Here is a 17196-nt window from a genome sequence, read left to right on the forward strand (position 1 = left end):
ATTGGTAAATCTGGATTATGGATATTGCTTTACTTGTTCTGGGGTTTGTTTTCATGCTTGTCGGCATACTGGGCAGTTTTCTGCCCGTATTACCTGGACCACCCATAAGCTGGGTCGGTCTATTATTACTCTATCTTACCAAAGCCGTGCCCGATGATTGGTGGGTTTTGGGCATTACTGCTGCTGTAGCAATTTTGGTATTTGTATTAGATTATATCATCCCAGCGATGGGCACCAAAAAATTTGGCGGTAGCAAGGCAGGGATGATAGGTACGGTAATTGGCTTGTTGGTCGCTATCTTTTTTCCCGTTTTGGGCATATTTGGGATTATCATCTGGCCTTTTGTAGGTGCACTGGTTGGTGAACTCATCAATAAAGCCGATAAGAAAACAGCGTTAAAAGCAGCTTTTGGCTCCTTTATCGGGTTTCTTACGGGTACTTTTCTAAAATTTATGTTGGCTGTTATTTACTTGGGGATTTTTGTGGTAAAAGTTTGGGAGTATAGAACGCCTTTATTTACATTTTGATTGATTTCTCCATCCTTGGTTTGTTATCAAATTATATAGCTATGTGCTTTTAGCACTAAATGATTAGCTTAAAACCGTAACAGTTGCGCTTTTCATTTGTCTTTAATTGCAACTGAAAACCAATACATGAAAAAGCTGCCACTAATTTCAATCTTTGTAACCGTATTATTTTCCTGCACACAACAAAAAGAAAAATCCTTTAACATAGGTCAAAAATCAATAACGTATGTGGACGAATCAAGAAACAGACCGTTACTAACGGAAATATGGTATCCCACTTTGGATACATTGACCAAAAAAGAACCAAAAGAAAACGGAAAAGAGCTTTTTAAAGCCATCAGGACAATTCCGAACGCAACGATTCCCAATGGGAAGTTCCCTTTACTATTGGTTTCGCACGGAACGGGAGGCAACAGGTTTTCATTGACTTGGTTCATAGAAAGAATGGTAAAAGAGGGGTATATTGTTGTTTCACTAGACCACTACGGGAATTCAACTTTCAACAAAATACCCCGAGAATTCGTAAAATGGTGGGAAAGAGCTATTGATGTACAATTTGTGCTGACAAACATTCTTGAAGACCGAGAAATTGGAACAAGAATCGACACTTCGCGAATTGGGGGAGTTGGCTTTTCCTTGGGAGGCTATACTAATATTGCTTTGGCAGGTGGTTATGTAGATAGAACAGTTAGAGAAGATGAAAACTCCGAGGAAAGGGAAATGCCTGCCGAATTTCCAAAAACGGACGAAATCATAGATTTTGAAAATGACAGTCTTATCGTTTCATCTTACAATAAATACAGAAACCTAGTAAAAGATGATAGAATCAAGGCTTTTTTTGTAATGGCACCAGCAATTGGCTTTGGATTCCATTCCACAGCGCAAACAGAAAAAATCACCGCACCTATTTTTATCATAGCAGGAAAAGGCGATACAAACACGCCCATAAAAAATAATGCCGAAAAGTACCATGGTTTGATCAAAACCAGCCAAATACATTTGTTCAGTAAGGATGTTGACCATTATGTATTCTTGAACGAGCCCACAGCATTTGGGAAAGAGGTAGCACCAGAAATAACAATTGACAAACCTACCGTCAGCAGAAAAAAAATACACGAAGAAACGTTGAAACTAGCACTGGATTTTTTAAAAAATTCGTTATGAACTACAACCTAGACTTCAGTTAATTTTAGATAAACACATCTTGTAAAACCACAGAAAGAATAATCACAACCACTCCACCTTATCTTCAATCGAGGTTCGGTTTGAAGGAGGTATGGCATCATCATAATACCCCATATATAAAAATCCAAAACATTTTTCCCCATCGTTCAGGTCAAAGAATTCATCCATATGCGTAATGAGTCCAGGTGAGCTCCAATAGCACCCCAAACCCATTTCCGTGCAGCACAGCCACATATTCTGTACAGCCATTGCAGTAGCGGCCAACTCTTCCCATTCCGGCAAACTTTTATTGGGGTCGCGCTGCATACAAATGGCGATTACCGCTCCAGAACGAGCAGGGTTTTCCTGTAGCTTTCTTATTTTTATCTGCTTTGGCTTCGAATCTATTTCTTGGTATTTATCCGATAGGAATTTTCCTAATGCCACCTTTTTCTTGCCCATTACAACCTTAAACCGCCATGGTTCGGTTTTTTTGTGGGTAGGCGCCCAATTTGCAGCTTCTAACAGTTGCTCAATAGTTTTCCTTTCAATCGGCTTATCATTATATTGTGCTGGAAAAACACTTCGTCTCTTTTTGATTATATCAAATATCATACTCTTACTTTTCTACTTCTCTCAAAGTTACATCTTGAAACGTTTTCGTGCTATAACTTTAAGAGTAATTCCATACAATTTCTCAATGCTGGATTTCGATTATCCTCTTTCCAGACCATAGATAAAACAGCACGCTGTTCTATGTGTTTCAATTCGATAAACTTCACCTTCATCCGAAACCCATATTGCAACTCCGTTGGAACTATCGCGATTCCCAGATTGTTCTCCACCAATTTAAAAATAGTTTGCGCATGCACAGATTTATGGGAAACATTAGGCGTAAAACCACCATCCTCGCATATACTAAGCACCGTATTATAGTACTGTGGACTGTAGTCTTGTGAAAACAGAATAAAATCCTCTTGGGAAAACTGATGAATTCCCTTAAAATTTTTTGCCCCAATAGCATGATTTGACGGCAAGACCAAAGAGAATGTATCCTCAAAAACAGGTTTCAGTTGTAATCCTTTGGGGACTCTGGACAACCGAACAAATCCCAAATCCAATTTATCCTGTAGAATAGCACGAAGCTGCGCCCTATTAGAAAGTTCTTCAAGGCTCGTATGTATTGAAGGAAACCTTTTATTTAGATCTAGCAATAAATTTGGAACCACATGCTGCATCGCAGAACCTAAAAAACCAATTCTAATTTCTCCTTGATGCCCCTCTCCTATCAATTTCAACTGTTTTTTGGTCTGTTCCAAATGGTTCAATATAAATTCTACTTCAGATTTTAAAAATTCACCTGCAGGGGTTAACCCTACCTTTTTTTTATCCCGAATAAACAATTGCGTTTCCAAAATCCCTTCCATTTGCTTGATCTGCGTACTTAGTCCAGGTTGGGATATGAACAGTTTTTCTGCTGCCTTACGATAGTGCAATTCTTCGGCCACGGCCAAAAAATAAACAAAGTGCCGTAATTCTATTTGATAATTCATAGTTATTAAATACTATAAAAATAAGTATTGGTAATTATTAATAAGGCATAATACCTTTATATATCTCAAATTACGTTTATGGAACTGCCCAAAACATTTCATTTTGGTGAACATCATTTAACCGCAAGTATTGCCTTAGGCATCGCCGATGGGGCTGTTAAAGGAGTTATCTCCCCAAATTATCTCAAAAAAATTGAGACCAGCAACTTGCGCGTAAAAAACATTGTTGCCAAGGGCGACACAGTTTATGGAATAAACACGGGCTTTGGCCCTTTGTGCAATACCAAAATCTCTAAAGAAGATACTAAAATCCTCCAATCCAATATTCTGCAAAGCCATAGTGTTGGTGTTGGTAAACCGATATCAAAACAGCTATCCAAACTCATGCTAACTTTAAAAATTCATGCATTGGCCAAAGGATACTCTGGAATTGCGGTCACGACCATTCAACGCATGCTATGGCATTTGCAAAATGATGCCATTCCCGTAGTCCCATCACAAGGTTCCGTAGGTGCTTCAGGGGATTTGGCACCCTTATCACACTTATTTCTTCCATTGATAGGACTTGGAAAAGTACTTTATGAGGGTAAAGCAATCACTACAAAAGAACTCTTCAAGAAAACCCAACTTCAACCTTTGGAACTTGGCCCCAAAGAAGGTTTGGCATTGATAAACGGAACACAATTCATTGCTGCCCATGGCGTACTCGTACTACAAAAACTCCAACATTGTCTTAAGCATGCCGACATTATTGGCGCCATGATGTTGGAAGGGTTGCAAGGTTCCATGAAACCATTCCATCAAGAACTACATGCACTTCGCCCTTTTAAAGGAAATCAACATGTAGCCGGAAGAATCCGGACACTGCTTCAAGGTTCAGAAATCTTGGAAGACCATATCGATTGCGAACGTGTGCAAGACCCATACTCCCTTCGTTGTATGCCCCAAGTACATGGTGCATCCAGAAATACATGGCTGCATCTAAAAGAGCTGTTGGAAATAGAGCTTAATTCCGTGACGGACAACCCAGTAATCATTAATGATGAACTTACCATTAGCGGTGGTAATTTTCACGGACAACCCTTGGCCATGGCCTTGGATTATGCAGCCCTTGCAGCTTCGGAATTAGGAAATATTTCCGACAGAAGAATCTATTTAGCATTGGAAGGCAATAGTCCAGGAGTACCCAAACTGTTGATGGAAGACACCGGAATCAATTCTGGGTACATGATTCTACAGTATACCACAGCAGCCTTGGCCAGTGAAAACAAAAGCCTGTGCGTTCCGGCAAGTGCAGATAGTATTCCAACTTCCTTAGGGCAAGAAGATCATGTAAGCATGGGGTCCATTAGCGGAAGGAAGGCGCTTCAAATTATTGAAAATGTTGAAAAGATACTAGCTATTGAGCTCTTAACCGCCGCACAAGCCTTTGAATTCAGAAAACCTTTAAAATCAGGGGTCGTATTGGATGAAATTCATAAATTCATAAGGACCAAAGTTTCTTTTGCAGACAATGATCGTGTTTTTTCGGATGATATTGAAATAGGTATCGATATCATTAAAAATGGCGAAATAATTACCCTCGTGGAGCAAATTATGGTAACTAAACATCTTAATTGGAATACGCCTTATCTTGAAGAATTTGAAACATATTAGAATATGAGCATACCGTTATTGATAGGTCCATTTACCCAACTGCTCCCAATGTCGGGTCTTCCAATAAAGGGAGCCTTGTCCGATGAACAATTGGTAGTAATCGAAGATGGGGGGATTATTGTTTCTGATGGAAAAATCAGGGCTGTAGGTGTTTTTGGGGATTTAAAGTCCAAAGCGGTCGCTATCCACCAGATTGAAGGAAAACAGGTTTGTCTTCCTGGATTTGTAGATGCCCATACCCATATTTGTTTTGGTGGTTCACGTGCTAGGGATTATGCCTACAGAAATTCTGGAAAAACCTATCTGGAAATTGCAAAAGCTGGCGGCGGCATCTGGGATACCGTAATCCAAACTCGCAAAGCTTCGCAAGAAAACTTAGTTGAGGGTATCATTGCAAGAAGTACATCACATTTGGAAAATGGTACTACTACAATAGAAGTAAAAAGTGGGTATGGACTTTCTATTGATGAAGAGCTCAAAATGCTCAAAGCCATAAAACAGTCCAATGAAAAAACCAATGCCGACCTTGTGCCAACTTGCCTGGCCGCACACATGAAGCCTAAAGATTGGAACAGTGAAAAAAACTATCTGGAGGAAATTGCATCACAACTTTTTCCTGTATTAAAATCCGAAGGGCTTACCAACAGAATTGATGCTTTTATTGAAGAAAGTGCTTTTTCTACCGAAGAAATTACGCCCTATTTTCAAAAAGCAAAGACAATGGGGTTCAACATTACGGTACATGCGGATCAATTTACCACAGGCGGCAGCAAAATCGCCATAGAATTCAATGCCATAAGCGCAGATCATTTGGAAGCCAGTACAGAAAAGGAAATTCAATTACTGGCGAACAGCAATGTCGTTTCCACAGCTTTACCAGGCGCATCACTGGGTCTAGGATGCAACTTTACCCCTGCCAGAAGGTTATTGGATGTGGGCGGGGCTTTGGCCATTGCCAGCGACCATAATCCAGGTTCGGCACCTATGGGAAATCTGCTTGCCCAAGCGAGTATCCTTGGAGCTTTTGAGAAGCTCTCCAATGCAGAAGTCTTGGCTGGAATAACCTTTAGGGCAAGTGCCGCTTTACGACTTTTGGACAGAGGAACATTGGAAACCAACAAACTGGCGGACCTCGTCATTTTCCCCACGCACAACTATCAAGAGATTACCTATAATCAAGGACAACTACGACCTAGCATGGTCTGGAAAAAAGGTGAAAAAGTGTATGAACGAGATTGAAATGACAACAAGTTTCCAAAAACAACTATTGGAAGGAATTCCTAAAAATCTTCCTATAAAAAGAGCGTATCCCAAGACAGGAAATCCAGCTCCCAAACGAAAGGATATCTTATCAAAAAAAGAGAAAAAACTGGCCGTTCAAAATGCCTTGCGCTACTTTCCAAAAGCATGGCATGCAGAATTAGCCAAAGAATTTGCCAACGAACTCAATATTTACGGCAGAATCTATATGCATCGGTTTAAACCAGAGTATAAAATGTATGCCCGGCCTATTTCGGAATATCCTGCAAAAACACAACAGGCCGCTGCTATTATGCTCATGATTCAGAATAATCTTGATCCAGCTGTGGCACAACATCCCGAGGAACTTATCACGTATGGTGGCAACGGAGCCGCCTTCCAAAATTGGGCGCAATATTTATTGACCATGAAGTATTTGGCCGAAATGACCGAAGAACAAACGCTTCACATGTATTCAGGACATCCTATGGGACTCTTCCCGTCTTCAAAAGAAGCGCCAAGGGTTATTGTCACCAATGGTATGATGATACCCAATTATTCCAAACCAGATGACTGGGAAAAGTTCAACGCCCTTGGGGTTACGCAATACGGACAAATGACCGCAGGCTCCTATATGTATATTGGGCCACAAGGCATTGTACACGGTACAGCCATCACAGTAATGAACGCCTTTAGAAAAGTACTTCAAAAAGGAGAATTTCCAAATGGAAAGGTTTTCCTAACTGCTGGTTTGGGAGGTATGAGCGGTGCACAACCAAAAGCTGGAAACATAGCAGGTTGCATTACGGTGTGCGCCGAAGTGAATCCAGAAGCAGCAAAAAAGCGGCATCAACAAGGTTGGGTCGATGAATTGTTGACAGACATTTCAAGTCTGGTCGAAAGAACAAAAAAAGCTATCGCCAAACATGAAGTAGTTTCTTTGGCATACATTGGTAATATTGTGGAAGTTTGGGAACAGTTTTATGAAGAGGAAATCTTTGTGCATTTAGGTTCCGATCAAACTTCATTGCACAATCCCTGGGCGGGAGGTTACTATCCTGTAGGATTGACTTTTGAAAAAGCAAATGCAATGATGGCCGAGAATCCATCAGCATTTAAGAAACAAGTACAGGAATCTTTGCGGAGACAAATAAACGCCATCAATAAACACACTGCAAAAGGCACCTATTTTTTTGATTATGGAAATGCCTTTTTATTGGAAGTTTCGCGTGCAGGTGGAAATGTTATGGCCACTAACAGTATTGATTTCAAATATCCTTCCTACGTTCAGGATATTTTAGGACCTATGTGTTTTGACTATGGTTTTGGGCCATTTAGATGGGTCTGTACTTCCGGTAGCCCAAAGGATTTGCAACAAACCGATGCTATTGCCTTGGAAGTCATGCAAAAAATAAAGGCTGATGCCCCAGAGGAAATTCAGCAACAAATGCAGGACAACATTACATGGATTGAAGAAGCAGAGCAGAACAGGTTGGTTGTAGGTTCCCAGGCCCGTATCTTATATGCGGATGCCGAAGGACGCACAAAAATAGCGGAGGCTTTTAACCAAGCAATAGCTAAAGGTGAGATTACCGCACCTATCGTATTGGGCAGAGACCATCATGATGTAAGTGGTACCGATTCCCCTTTTAGGGAAACCAGCAACATCTATGACGGCAGTAAATTTACTGCGGATATGGCCATCCATAATGTAATTGGGGATAGCTTTAGAGGAGCTACTTGGGTTTCTATTCACAATGGTGGTGGTGTTGGTTGGGGCGAGGTCATGAACGGAGGTTTTGGCATGGTTCTGGATGGTTCAAAAGAAGCGTCCCGTAAACTAAAAAATATGCTGTTTTATGATGTCAACAATGGTATTTCCAGAAGAAGTTGGGCTAGAAACAAAGAAGCACTATTTGCTATAAAACGTGAAATGGAACGCACTCCTAATTTAAGGGTAACTTTACCCAATCTAGTCGAAACGGATATTTTAGATAATCTTTTTAATACCTAATGAAACGATATAGAAATCCAGATAAGGAAATTTGGCATGGGCGGATTAGCAATAAATACCTGTACCTACATGAAAAAGTGCGTTGCATTCCTTTAGAGGAAATCAGTGAGCCCTCAAAAAAATCCATAGCATTGCTAGGCTACGCCTGTGACGAAGGTGTTAAACGCAACGAAGGTAGAATAGGAGCGGCAAAAGGACCCGAAGTCATTAAAAGCAGCCTAGGGAAATTTCCCAATCATCTAGCCAGTACCGTAGTATTGGAAGATGCTGGTGAAATAACCTGTGAGGATGGAAATATGGAGGAAGCCCAAGCTGGACTTTCCACTGCGGTTTATACACTTTTAAACAAGAAACAGTTCCCTATTATTTTGGGTGGTGGTCATGATATGGCTTACGGCCATTATCATGGAATTAAAAACTATCTGGATTCAAAAAATGATGATCAAACCATAGGTATCATAAATTTTGATGCTCATTTTGACCTCCGCCAGAATGCGACCAACAATAACTCCGGCACTCCTTTCTATCAAATTGCAAAGGAGTCCAAAAAAGAAGATGTTCCGTTCAATTATTTGTGTCTTGGGATTAGGAAAGATGCAAACGACCGAACACTTTTTCAAACAGCAAAAGACCTGAACGTAACCTATATTCTTTCTGATACTTTTCAGATGCAGTTTTTGGATGAAATCAATACATGGATAGATGCTTTTATTAAAACTGTGGACAAGGTTTACGTAACTATAGATTTGGATGGGTTTTCTTCGGCTTATGCACCTGGTGTAAGTGCTCCATCCCCTATGGGTTTTACACCAGAAATTGTTCTGGAATGCCTTAAGACCATCATTGGTTCAGGAAAATTAATAAGCCTTGATATTGCCGAGATGAATCCAACGTTCGATATTGATGGCCAAACAGCAAAACTGGCTGCATCCCTATTGCATTTTGTAATGCATACCATCCACTAAAACCACTTAAAACAAAAAAAGCCTTCCTTATGGAAAGCCTTTCATTGGTGAACATCACTTGATGCTTCAACCTGATTTCAATCAAATATAGATTGAAATCCAACACAACAGGACAAAGATAACAAAGTATTTGGATGTATCAACTTGTTTGGATGATATCGCAATTGGTTATACCGCTTTGATAACGTAAGTAACTATTCCCCAAATCAACAAATCGCTCCCTTTGGGAACTGTAATGGGTTTATATTTTTCATTTTCGGGCATTAACGTAATTGAATCCTTCTCCATTTGAAGTCGTTTTACGGTGAATTCCCCATCGAAAAAGCATACCGCTATTTTACCGTTTTCAGCTTCAAGACTTCTATCTATTACCAATAAATCCCCATCATCAAGACCTGCACCAATCATGGATTTACCACTTACCCTAGCAAAAAATGTAGCTTCTTTATTTTGTATCAAACTAGTGTCAAGGCTGATACGTTTTTCCTTAAAATCTTCGGCAGGGGAAGGAAATCCTGCGGAAACTGTATTATTGGATATTGGAATGTTTATATTCTTACCTTCATCTAGAGTGAAAAAAGTCAACGCATTGATCTCACCTACTTTTTTTGAACTCATTTCACTTTAATGATATCGTTAATATTGGTCGTATACTTAGGGGAAAGGTGCTCTTGTCGCATTTTCCATGTACGTTCCAAATCTTGGTTTGCAATTTTAAGTTTATATCCATATTTATCGTTTACACGATCCATTACCTGCATGATTCTATTATGCTTTGGGTTTTCCGATAAGAACAAATCCAACTGTCTTTGATCCGTTGGAACCAAGCCCGAAACAATGACGCCTGCCTTTTTATATTTTATGCCCGGCTTAAATATCTCGCGTACCGCTTCAATCGCATATGCACTTATGGTCAAACTGGAATCTGTGGCATAGGGCAGGGTTACCATGTTGTTCGCCCTGTCCTGTAGTTCATTTTTCTTATGTTTATTGCTCCTCAAAAAAACCCAAACATGGTTACAGCTACTTTTCTGGCTTCTTAACTTTTCGGCACAACTACTAGCGAATGTTGATATCCGTTCCTCAATGTCTTCGATATCAGAATATGTGTATTCAAAGCTACGTGTTGTTGCAATAGCTTTTCTATCCCTTGTATCATCATCTAAATCCAAGGTAGGAATACCCTCCAAATCTTTTTTTAGACGGAGACCAATAATCGCCATTTGCTTTTTTACCCAATCATCCGACAATTGGATGAAATCATAGGCGGTTTTTACATTTTTGGATTTTAACCGCTTCAGGTTTCCATGCCCTATCCCCCAAACAGTTTCAATTTTTGTCCACTTTATTGCCTTTATCCGTTCTTCATCGGACCCGATAACAAAAACACCATGAGTCCTTGACCTGAATTTTTTGGCTATTTTATTGGCGACCTTGGCCAACGCTTTTGTAGGTGCTATTCCTATACTGATAGGGATTCCCGTGCTTTTTTGCACCTTATATTGAATTTTCTTTCCATATTCCTTGAAATCATAGTCTTCAAAACCTTCAAATTTTAAGAATGCCTCGTCAATACTATACACTTCCACATCTGGAGTGAACGTACTCAAAATGTTCATCACCCTTTTACTCATGTCACCATACAAGGGATAGTTGGACGAAAAGACCTTTATACCATTGTCGTCGCAAAACTTTCGGTATTTAAACGCCGGAGCGGCCATGGGCAATCCGAGTCTCTTGGCTTCATCACTTCGCGAGATAAAACAACCATCATTATTGGATAGGATGGCCACTGGAACATCGTTGTATTGGGGCTGAAAAGCCCGTTCACAAGAAGCATAAAAATTATTACAATCAACTAAGGCAAACATGCTCTAATGTAATGGATTTTTTACAGCCTGAAAAGCAATCTTAGCCGTAAAAATAAATCTATAGGGAACGAAGTCTTGCCATTGCCAATATTAAATCTGCATTAACATTTTCAAGTATGACCAAACCATATGGGAACCAAAAACTAACCTATTGCAAGTTCCTCTAATGCATTGACCAAATAATCAATATCCTTTTTGGTAATGTAAATGGCAAAAGAGAGTCGTAGTGCATTTAAATCATGGGTCGACATAGGTCTACAATCGATACCGTAGGCATCCCAAAGTTTTTCCTTAATATCCTTAACATCCTTTCCGTTTACCTCAACTACCTGAATAGCTGCTGAAAGCTCATCGTGTGCCGGACTTTTTACGGTAAAATGGTCATTGTCCTCAACTTTAGAACGGAAATATGCCTTCAGTTCATAGCTACGTTTATGGATTGCATCCGCTCCTATGGTATTATGAAAATCTATGGACGCACCCAATCCTAAAACTTCTGGTAAATTGCGAGTATTATAATTTTCCAACCTACGAATACTTTCATCGGTATGTCCACGTGCTACCATGAGCGGCTTTAAATGCTCTTGGCTTTCTTTTCTTGCATAAAAAATACCTACCCCTTTAGGGGAAAACAACCATTTATGAGAGCTGGCCGCATAAAAGTCGCAGCCCAATTCATCTAGATTTATATTGAACATCCCTGCTGATTGTGCTCCATCAACCGCAACTAAAATACCCTTATCATGCGCTATTTTAGAAACCTCTTTTACTGGCAGCAACATCCCATTGGTATTGACTATATGGCACATGGAAATCACTTTGGTCTTAGGGGTAATCGCTTTTTTATAAACTTCTGTTACCTCAGAGACCGTTTTAGGAAGAATAGGCAATTCTGGACAAACCAATTTTACGCCTTTTGTCTCTTGCCATACTTCCCAAGGAATTGTACCACTAGCATGTTCATGGTTTCCTAGAATAACCTCATCGCCAGGTTGTAAATCAAAACTACGCGCAATAAGATTCATTCCCTCGGTAGTATTATGGATTAAAGCAATTTCCTCTTCATCCACAGAAAAAAGACTGGCAACATTCTTCCTAACCTGTTCTTTTTCTTTTTGCCACCCACCCCACATGTATTTCGAAGGAAAACCATCCAACAGATTTCTAAATTCGAGCGTAGCTTGGCGTATTGAAGTAGCAGAAGCGCCCAGAGAAGCATTATTAAAATAATGAAGCCCTTCAGCCATATTAAATTGGGATTTGACCAGTTCCCAGTACGCTTCCGAAGTATAATCACCTTCCATTAAGCCTTCAGCTTTCCAATATTCGGACAATGAGCTACCGAACATAGGCAATGTGAATGACCCTAATGCCCCTTGACCAATACGTTTTAAAAACGTTCTTCTGTTTTTGTTATCCATCTATACTATTTTATAAAGGATGGTATTCTTAAAATAATCTTAGTCCAATATAAGAATTTCACCTAGCCCTTTATTAAAAAGGTGAGAGAAACCTAAAATCCACTTAAGGATGTTAGGAATATACCTAAGAAAAAGATTTTTCTCATAACATTAGGGTAAAGTTTTGATTCTCAGATTTTAGTATCTTGGGCAACATCCAAATGACCTGTCATCTAATAGTTAACCCCAATGCTGAAAAAATTACTTTTTCCCGCCCTTACAATTTTTTATTTGACAACAAATCCGTACTTAAATGCACAACAAACAAATACAGATTTTGTTTATGCTGGGGTCGGTATAAGATTCATTATGCAGATGGAGCGTATCGATTACACGATACTCTTTAGAAAAGATGGTACTTTTTGTGAAGACCTCCATGAAATAGATTGGCAAACCAAGGTAAACGGTCGTTATAAAGAGACCAATACGAACATTATCATGGAATATCTGGACAAAACCATAGAAAATGATACTATCGTTTTTGAGGGTGACAAGTCAATAGGTGATTTTTACGGCACTCAAGTCATACGAATGGAACCGCCCAATAAAGTACCCTCGGGATATTATAGTTTTTCCAGTGCCAGCAATTCAGGTGGCATGGGTACGGGCATGACGTATGTGGGAACCCAGCGTCACGAAGGGTTTAATTTTTATAATAATGGAACATTCAACAAAAGTACATCAGGGGCGGTTATCGTAAGTGGGAACAACGTTGCAGGAGGAACAAGTAGCGACAATGTTGAAAAAGGGAAGTACACCATAAAAAATGGCTTGTTGACCTTATCCTATGATAATGGAAAAGTTGAAAAAAGCAGTTTTTTTTATGACAGTAGTGAGACCGACGATTTTATGGTCGTCATCGATGGAAATATTTTCTTTTATGGAGAAGAGGACGAAGGAAATAATGCTGAAAAATCAACCGCAAACACTAGTGACAAGAATACTTCCTTAACGAAAGAAGATAAAATGCTAGGGCTTCTTCGGAAGGCAAAGCAGGCCCATGGCGGTAAATATATTGATGCCTTGCAAACAGTAAAAACCGAATTTACCGTATCTGGAATACCATTCAGAGGTCTAATGGATGCGGACAAATCATTTGTTCGGCTGGAATCTCTTTCACCCACTTTCCCTTACATTGAACAACTCGAAGGAAATACAGGTTGGATTTATAAGAACGGACGTAACCAACAAATGCCAAAAGAAAGAGTGGCAGAAATAAAGCTCAGTTTTGCTTCGGGGATATTCGGATTACGGGATAGCATGCTTGAAAAAGCCATAATCAAGGATTCTCAAGAAAGTGATGACTATATCGTTATCGCTTTGGAGATCGGGGAAGCAATCGTAGGCTACACCATCGATAATCAAAATCATAAAATGCTAGCCTCATTTAGCTTCAAAAACGGGAAAAAGGAAATTACCTATATGTCCAATTTTAGAAAAACGGGCAATCTTTTACTCCCATTTACCGAAAAGACGGAAACATCAGAAGGAAATATTGAGGTCAAATATGACAATTATGAAATAAATCCTGCGCTTACAACAAAGGATTGGGCCAAACCTAACTAATTTCTAAAGAAGTAGACTTTTTTATTTAAAAGCAGGATGCCCTGTAATATCCGCGCCAGTAATTAATAAATGAATATCATGTGTGCCTTCGTAAGTAATCACACTTTCCAGATTCATCATATGGCGCATGATGCTATATTCACCTGTAATTCCCATTCCTCCTAAGACCTGTCTGGCTTCGCGTGCAATGTTAATGGCCATATCCACATTGTTCCGTTTTGCCATAGATATTTGGGCCGTAGTAGCTTTGCCTTCATTTTTAAGTTGTCCCAATCGGAAAGCCAACAATTGGGCTTTGGTAATTTCCGTAATCATTTCTGCCAGCTTCTTCTGCTGTAATTGTGTAGCGGCAATAGGCTTTCCAAATTGAACACGTTCTTTGGCATAACGTAGTGCAGTATCATAACAGTCCATGGCAGCACCAATAGCACCCCAAGCAATGCCGTAACGAGCAGAATCCAAACAGCCTAAAGGGGCGCCCAATCCCGTTTTATTGGGCAACAAGTTCTCTTTGGGCACTTTGACGTCATCAAAAATAAGTTCTCCAGTTGCCGAGGCACGTAACGACCATTTGTTATGGGTCTCAGGAGTGGAAAAACCTTCCATTCCACGTTCCACGATAAGTCCATGTATTCTTCCTTCCTCATTTTTTGCCCATACCACGGCTACGTCGGCAAAGGGCGAATTGGAAATCCATAGTTTGGCACCGTTTAATAGATAGTGGTCACCCATATCTTTGTACTTGGTTTCCATACCCCCGGGATTAGAACCATGATTGGGCTCTGTTAGTCCAAAGCAACCCATCCACTCTCCGGTGGCCAATTTTGGTAAATATTTCTTTCGCTGTTCTTCGGTACCATATGCAAAAATTGGGTACATCACCAAAGAGGATTGTACCGAAGCCGTTGAACGAACACCGCTATCCCCACGTTCAATTTCCTGCATAATCAATCCGTAGCTAATCTGATCTAAGCCAGCTCCTCCATATTCTTCCGGAATGTAAGGCCCAAAGGCCCCGATTTCTGCAAGCCCCCCTATAATCTGTTTAGGAAACTCCGCTTTTTGTGCATATTCTTCTATAATTGGAGAAATGTCACGCTTCACCCATTGTCGGGCTGCATCACGTACTAGCTTATGTTCTTCGGAAAGTAAATCGTCTAGATTGTAATAATCTGGGGCTTCAAATAAATCAGGTTTCATTCAGCAAAATTTTATCAAATGTACTAATGAAATATAACAATACCAGAAGCTACTGTTACATTTTTAAATAAAATGCTTTGGTTAAATCAACATATTCTTGGGAATATTGATGTCTTTCCAATTCGATGACCAACTCGCTATTTTCGGCCACAACTTTAGCAAAACCAAACTCCAATAAACTTCGTTTAATAACTGCTTTTGGGTTTCCTTTCACTCGCATGATCCTCTTTGGAAATAGACCAAAACTTTCCGCTATAGCAATAAAATCAGTTTCCTCCTTATATGGTACAATAACAGAGAAGCTTCCTTTTTTGGAAAGTAGTTTTGAAATAGCCAGTAGCAATTCATTAAATGGTAGGGAACTATTTTGACGTGCCGTATCCCGTGAAACTTTACCGCTAGCAACTTCTTCTGAATAAAATGGGGGATTGGAAACAATCAAATCATACTGATCTTCAACCTCGTCAACAAATTCATCCAGTCCGGCATGATAGCAGAATAATCTATCTGCCCATGCAGAGGCTTCAAAATTCTCTACACATTGTTCGTAGGCATTTTCATCCAACTCAATGGCATCAATTGTATCCGCATTGGACCGTTGTGCCAGTTGCAAAGCGATCAATCCCGTTCCAGCCCCAATATCCAATATGCTTTTGGGTTGTTCTTTCAATGACGCCCAAGCACCCAATAAAACTCCATCGGTACCGACTTTCATGGCACAGTGGTCTTGATGAACGGTAAATTGTTTGAATTGAAATGGCTCTTGCATCAGGGATTCAAATATAAATCTACCAATCCTTCTGGTGTTTTCACGTGAATCTGCTTATTATCGCGATCTACCTTGGTTATGATATCATCGTTGATAGGAATCAGTAACTCCTTGCCATCTTTCTCTGCTTCAAAAAGTTCTTGGGATGCACTGTCGTTTACCGCTTTTATGATTCCAATATCTCCATGAACCTCATCTAACAAAGTAAACCCAATAACCTCATGGAAATAAAATTTATCTCCTGTTAAAGGTGGAAGGATCGATAAGGGCAAGTACAGTTCTGCACCTATCATTTTGTCTGCTGTGGGTTCGTCCTTGACCTCTTCAAAATCGATTCGTAACAATGCCGATTTATGCAATCGGCAACGATCAATAAAAAATGGAATCAGATTGTTCCCAATTGAAACAAATACTGATTCCATGTTTTCGTAGATATCGGGTTCGTCGGTGTCCAATTTCACCAGCAATTCACCCTTAAAACTATATTTTGAAACGATTTTGCCCAGGTAGAAGCAATCTTCCTTGCGCATCGTACGAGTGTTTACTCTTCTTCTTTGCTTGCTTCAGTTTCTTCAGCAGGAGCAGCTTCTTCAGCTTTAGCTTCTGGCTCAGCAACTTCTTCTTTGGCTGCTTCTTCTGTAACAGCAGCAGTTCCCTCAACAACAGCTTCAGCTACTTCTTCAACAGGAGCAGTTTCCTCAGCGACCTCTTCTTCTACTTCCGGTAGTGCAGCGGCAGCTCTTTTGGCGCTAACCTCTTTCTCAGCCTCCAGTGCTTTGGCTTTTGCATCTGCTTTCGCTTTATCCAAGCCACCAACTTTAGCTGCAATAGCTTTTTCTTTTTCTTCCACCCAAGCCTTGAATTTTTTCTCTGCCTGTTCTTCGGTCAATGCTCCTTTACGAACACCTCCCAATAAATGATGTTTCAATAGTACACCTTTGTACGATAGAATAGCTCTGGCAGTATCGGTAGGTTGAGCACCGTTGTTCAACCATTTTACAGATCCGTCAACATCTAGGTTGATGGTGGCAGGATTGGTATTAGGATTATACGTCCCTAATTTCTCCAAGAATTTACCATCTCTTTTGGCTCTGGAATCTGCGGCTACCACCCAATAGAATGGCTTACCTTTTTTACCGTGTCTCTGAAGTCTAATTTTTACTGGCATATCACATTAATTTGTAGGGTGCCCGACCCTTGTTATTAATTCTT

At 40.0% G+C, this 17196-nt stretch carries 16 protein-coding genes; 7 read left to right on the forward strand and 9 right to left on the reverse strand.

The annotated features are described in order from the left end of the window. The first annotated feature begins 17 nt into the window (after positions 1 to 17). Positions 18 to 527 carry a DUF456 domain-containing protein gene (locus LV716_RS04865; RefSeq protein WP_163416655.1) on the forward strand — a complete coding sequence of 170 codons (510 nt, stop codon included), beginning with the start codon at positions 18 to 20 and terminating at the stop codon, positions 525 to 527. Positions 528 to 653: 126 nt separating this feature from the next. Further along, the gene (locus LV716_RS04870) at positions 654 to 1691 is read left to right on the forward strand and encodes a dienelactone hydrolase (protein WP_163416656.1); all 1038 of its coding nucleotides are present in this window, start codon (positions 654 to 656) and stop codon (positions 1689 to 1691) included. 63 nt (positions 1692 to 1754) lie between these two features. On the opposite strand, the gene LV716_RS04875 is transcribed toward LV716_RS04870, so the two are convergent. Both LV716_RS04875 and LV716_RS04880 read right to left on the reverse strand, forming a co-directional pair. Continuing rightward, positions 1755 to 2306 carry a nitroreductase gene (locus tag LV716_RS04875; protein WP_163416657.1) on the reverse strand — a complete coding sequence of 184 codons (552 nt, stop codon included), beginning with the start codon at positions 2304 to 2306 and terminating at the stop codon, positions 1755 to 1757. A 50-nt stretch (positions 2307 to 2356) separates the two neighbouring features. After that, complete coding sequence (locus tag LV716_RS04880; protein WP_163416658.1) at positions 2357 to 3244, reverse strand: LysR substrate-binding domain-containing protein; 888 nt, start codon at positions 3242 to 3244, stop codon at positions 2357 to 2359. Between the two features lie 78 nt (positions 3245 to 3322). On the opposite strand from LV716_RS04880, the gene hutH reads away from it, so the two are divergent. The 4 genes from hutH to hutG are packed head-to-tail and all read left to right on the forward strand — an operon-like array spanning position 3323 to position 9118. Next, the gene (hutH, locus tag LV716_RS04885) at positions 3323 to 4900 is read left to right on the forward strand and encodes a histidine ammonia-lyase (RefSeq protein ID WP_163416659.1); all 1578 of its coding nucleotides are present in this window, start codon (positions 3323 to 3325) and stop codon (positions 4898 to 4900) included. 3 nt (positions 4901 to 4903) lie between these two features. Beyond that, a complete protein-coding gene (hutI, locus tag LV716_RS04890) occupies positions 4904 to 6139 on the forward strand; it encodes an imidazolonepropionase (RefSeq protein ID WP_163416660.1) in 1236 nt (411 codons plus the stop codon). Then, positions 6126 to 8153 (forward strand): urocanate hydratase, encoded by a 2028-nt coding sequence (locus tag LV716_RS04895; protein ID WP_233759230.1) that lies wholly within the window; start codon positions 6126 to 6128, stop codon positions 8151 to 8153. Before hutI ends, LV716_RS04895 begins: the two co-directional genes overlap by 14 nt. After that, positions 8153 to 9118, forward strand: a complete 966-nt coding sequence (hutG, locus tag LV716_RS04900) for a formimidoylglutamase (RefSeq protein ID WP_163416661.1) — start codon at positions 8153 to 8155, stop codon at positions 9116 to 9118. The genes LV716_RS04895 and hutG overlap by 1 nt, the downstream gene beginning before the upstream one ends. A 168-nt stretch (positions 9119 to 9286) precedes the next feature. On the opposite strand, the gene LV716_RS04905 is transcribed toward hutG, so the two are convergent. The 3 genes from LV716_RS04905 to LV716_RS04915 all read right to left on the reverse strand — a co-directional run bounded on the left by LV716_RS04905 (position 9287) and on the right by LV716_RS04915 (position 12410). After that, a complete protein-coding gene (locus LV716_RS04905) occupies positions 9287 to 9736 on the reverse strand; it encodes a LexA family transcriptional regulator (RefSeq protein ID WP_163416662.1) in 450 nt (149 codons plus the stop codon). Next, positions 9733 to 10989 carry a Y-family DNA polymerase gene (locus tag LV716_RS04910; RefSeq protein WP_163416663.1) on the reverse strand — a complete coding sequence of 419 codons (1257 nt, stop codon included), beginning with the start codon at positions 10987 to 10989 and terminating at the stop codon, positions 9733 to 9735. The genes LV716_RS04905 and LV716_RS04910 overlap by 4 nt, the downstream gene beginning before the upstream one ends. Positions 10990 to 11132: 143 nt before the next feature. Further along, entirely contained in the window at positions 11133 to 12410 is a 1278-nt protein-coding gene (locus LV716_RS04915) for an aminotransferase class V-fold PLP-dependent enzyme (RefSeq protein WP_163416664.1), read from the reverse strand. Positions 12411 to 12638: 228 nt separating this feature from the next. Between LV716_RS04915 and LV716_RS04920 the strand changes: the two genes are divergently transcribed. After that, on the forward strand, positions 12639 to 14015 hold the full coding sequence (locus tag LV716_RS04920) for a hypothetical protein (protein WP_163416665.1): 1377 nt from the start codon (positions 12639 to 12641) through the stop codon (positions 14013 to 14015). A 21-nt stretch (positions 14016 to 14036) separates the two neighbouring features. On the opposite strand, the gene LV716_RS04925 is transcribed toward LV716_RS04920, so the two are convergent. Genes LV716_RS04925 through LV716_RS04940 form a run of 4 tightly spaced genes read right to left on the reverse strand, consistent with a single transcriptional unit; the run spans position 14037 to position 17152 of the window. Continuing rightward, positions 14037 to 15215, reverse strand: a complete 1179-nt coding sequence (locus tag LV716_RS04925) for an acyl-CoA dehydrogenase family protein (protein WP_163416666.1) — start codon at positions 15213 to 15215, stop codon at positions 14037 to 14039. A gap of 55 nt (positions 15216 to 15270) precedes the next feature. Then, on the reverse strand, positions 15271 to 15984 hold the full coding sequence (locus tag LV716_RS04930) for a tRNA1(Val) (adenine(37)-N6)-methyltransferase (protein WP_163416667.1): 714 nt from the start codon (positions 15982 to 15984) through the stop codon (positions 15271 to 15273). Further along, complete coding sequence (rimM, locus tag LV716_RS04935; protein WP_163416668.1) at positions 15984 to 16514, reverse strand: ribosome maturation factor RimM; 531 nt, start codon at positions 16512 to 16514, stop codon at positions 15984 to 15986. Before rimM ends, LV716_RS04930 begins: the two co-directional genes overlap by 1 nt. Positions 16515 to 16525: 11 nt before the next feature. After that, positions 16526 to 17152 (reverse strand): 30S ribosomal protein S16, encoded by a 627-nt coding sequence (locus LV716_RS04940; RefSeq protein WP_163416669.1) that lies wholly within the window; start codon positions 17150 to 17152, stop codon positions 16526 to 16528. Positions 17153 to 17196 lie beyond the last annotated feature (44 nt).

This window comes from Flagellimonas sp. HMM57, assembly GCF_021390175.1.
Lineage (GTDB): Bacteria > Bacteroidota > Bacteroidia > Flavobacteriales > Flavobacteriaceae > Flagellimonas.